Source organism: Kitasatospora sp. NPDC057518 (assembly GCF_042802075.1).
In the GTDB taxonomy this organism is placed as follows: Bacteria; Actinomycetota; Actinomycetes; order Streptomycetales; family Streptomycetaceae; genus Kitasatospora.
On sequence record NZ_JBHVEU010000710.1, the window covers coordinates 1 to 2584 of the forward strand.

Annotated in this window: 3 protein-coding genes; 1 reads left to right on the top strand and 2 read right to left on the bottom strand. The window is 73.1% G+C overall.

The annotated features are described in order from the left end of the window. Window positions 1-55: 55 nt before the first annotated feature. Together ACFU7Z_RS38630 and ACFU7Z_RS38635 are read right to left on the bottom strand one after the other, a co-directional pair. Window positions 56-448: a ribonuclease domain-containing protein gene (locus ACFU7Z_RS38630; protein ID WP_074003174.1), complete on the bottom strand. Its 393-nt coding sequence runs from the start codon at window positions 446-448 to the stop codon at window positions 56-58. Window positions 449-544: 96 nt separating this feature from the next. Next, complete coding sequence (locus ACFU7Z_RS38635; protein ID WP_380782819.1) at window positions 545-1615, bottom strand: phosphatidylinositol-specific phospholipase C domain-containing protein; 1071 nt, start codon at window positions 1613-1615, stop codon at window positions 545-547. Between the two features lie 291 nt (window positions 1616-1906). Between ACFU7Z_RS38635 and ACFU7Z_RS38640 the strand changes: the two genes are divergently transcribed. After that, window positions 1907-2551, top strand: coding sequence for a dihydrofolate reductase family protein (locus ACFU7Z_RS38640; protein WP_074003175.1), 645 nt, complete (start codon window positions 1907-1909; stop codon window positions 2549-2551). Window positions 2552-2584: the final 33 nt, after the last annotated feature.

Sequence of the window (2584 nt, forward strand, 5' to 3'; positions counted from 1 at the left end):
CCGGCGCGGGGTGCGGCGCCGGGGCCCGGGGCTGTCCGGTGGAGCGGTGGCCGGGTCAGCAGCCGAAGTCGACCTTGCGGAAGGTCACGTAGTGGTCGGCGGTGTAGTAGTCCTCGTGGTACTGCTTGCCGGTGACGATGCGACGGGTGCCGCGGGTCGGCGAGCCCGGGGTGACCACGGTGTACTCGTGGTAGTAGCCGGTCGCCTGGGCGGGCAGCACGCGCTCCTTGTTCTGGAAGACGACGCCGTCCTGGCTGTACGGGAAGGGACCGCCGGAGGCGATCAGGTTGAGGGTGGTGTGGGCCTGGGAGGGCAGGGCCGACAGGCACACCGAGCCGCTCACCGCGGCGTGCGCCTCGGTGGCGACGGCGATCGGCGCGAGGGTGACCAGGGCGACGGTGGCGGTGGCGGCGACGCGGGTCTTCCACGCGCGTAGAGTTCGGGTCATGACAACCAGGATGGCGATCCTCCGGGCCCTCCGGAAGCCCCGTTCCAACTCTTCACCTCCGGTCAACTTCGCCGTCCCTCCCAGGACTTGACCAGGTCAGCCGCGCGACAGCACCAGCGACTGGACCGACGCCAGCCGGCGCCAGTCACTGGAGACGATGCTCGCGTGCGCCTTCGCCAGCTGCTCGGTGCGGGCCCTCGCCTGGTCGGCCGTCGGGTCGGTGGCACTGATCTCCGGGGCGACCAGGTGGGAGTCCGTCATCACCAGCAGGTAGTGGGCGTTGTCGTACCAGGCGGTGTCGATGGTCCTGACGAAGGTGGAGGCGTCGCCGTCGAAGACCACGAACCAGGGCCGGATCGAGGTGTCCGCGCCGGTGTACTGGCTCCGCGGGTCGCCGGTGGCGGCGCCGAGCAGGGACGGGAAGACCTGCGCCTGGCCGATCCGGCCCGCCGCCGCCAGGTCGCGCAGGTGCCGACCCTGCTCCACGTCGGTGTGCAGGGTGTCGAAGGGGTTGCCCAGCTCGACGGTGCCCGGGATCGCGTACAGCAGCACCTTCCCGGCCAGCGCCGACCGGCGCGGCCAGTTGCCCGCCCGCACCGCCTCGTCGACGCTCGCGTACGAGCCGCCGCCGGGCTTGGCCAGCAGGTCGGCCGGGCGCAGCACCGCGGAGCCCAGGTGGTCGGCGATCAGCGCGTCCAGCTGGTCCGGGCCCATCCCGAGGTCGGCCGAGTAGCCCGGCTTGAGCTCCAGCTTGATCACCAGCGGCCCGGCGCCCGGGTGCGCGGCGAGCCAGACCCGGACGTCGTCCAGGCAGTTCTCCAGGTACTGGTCGGTGCTGCCGCCGTACAGCTGGGCGGGGGTGCTCGCGGCGGTGCAGTTGTTGGAGTTGCCGAACGGGTTGGAGTGGCTGACCTGCCACCGCTTGGTGAAGATGTTCGGCCAGAGGTCCAGCTCGATCATGCCGGTGCCGGTGTCCAGGCCCTGGGCGAGGTACGGGAAGGCCGCCGGGTCGTAGGTGTTGTGGAGGCCGACGGTGGTCGCGGAGCCGAACGGCAGGTCGCCCGGCCCGGCCGTGGTGGCGTCCGCCGGGGCGGTCGGGATCAGCGCGGCCGCGGCGGCGATCAGGCCGGCGGCCAGGAGTCCGGTCAGGGTGCGGCGTACGGTCATCGGAACGGTCCCCCAAGTCGTGGGATGCCGGCCGCCCTGCTCCCGGGCAGCCTGACGAAGCATCGCCCGCCCGGGCGTGCTCAGGATGAAGAAGGCACGACAATAGCGTGACGGCTGCACCGCTTCTCCCCCGCTCCCCTCCTCTTCCTCCACGCGCTCCGCACCCGTCCCACCCGCCACGCCCGGGACGGTGACGGAACGTCATGGCGTCGGAGCCGCGGGTTAGCGTGGCCCGCGAAACGGGGCGCGGCCGACCGGTGCGCGCCGAGGCGCCGAGCGGCGGAGGCTGCGATGTCCCTGGTCCGGGTCCACAACTTCTCGATCTCCCTGGACGGCTACGGCACGGGCGAGGGGCAGAGCCTCGACGCACCGTTCGGCCACGCCGGCGGCCGGCTGCACAGCTGGTTCTTCGGCACCCGGACGTTCCGGCGGATGCAGGGCGAGGAGGGCGGCAGCACCGGCGTGGACGACGCGATCGCCCGCACCTGGGCCGACGGCATCGGCGCGGAGATCATGGGCCGCAACAAGTTCGGCCCGCAGCGCGGCCCCTGGCAGGACGAGGACTGGCGGGGCTGGTGGGGGCCGAACCCGCCGTTCCACACCCCGGTCTTCGTGCTCACCCACCATCCGCGCCCCTCGGTGGAGATGGACGGCGGGACGGTCTTCCACTTCCTGGACGCCTCCCCCGAGGAGGCGCTGCGCCGGGCCAGGGAGGCGGCCGGCGGCCTGGACGTGCGGATCGGCGGCGGCCCGAGCAGCGTCCGCGCCTTCCTGGCCGCCGATCTGGTCGACCACCTGCACGTGGTCGTGGTGCCGGTGCTGCTCGGCCGGGGCGAGCGGCTCTGGGACGGGCTCGAAGGGCTGGAGCAGCGCTTCCGCACCGAGGCGGTGAGCAGCCCGAGCGGCGTCACCCACCTCACCTTCACCCGGCCGTAGCCGGCCCTCGTGCGCACGACGGCGGCCTCCCCG

Excerpts from the sequence above, each read along its gene's own strand:
- ACFU7Z_RS38630 (WP_074003174.1), bottom strand. The coding sequence starts at position 448 with ATGACCCGAACTCTACGCGCGTGGAAGACCCGCGTCGCCGCCACCGCC.
- ACFU7Z_RS38635 (WP_380782819.1), bottom strand. The coding sequence starts at position 1,615 with ATGACCGTACGCCGCACCCTGACCGGACTCCTGGCCGCCGGCCTGATC.
- ACFU7Z_RS38640 (WP_074003175.1), top strand. The coding sequence starts at position 1,907 with ATGTCCCTGGTCCGGGTCCACAACTTCTCGATCTCCCTGGACGGCTAC.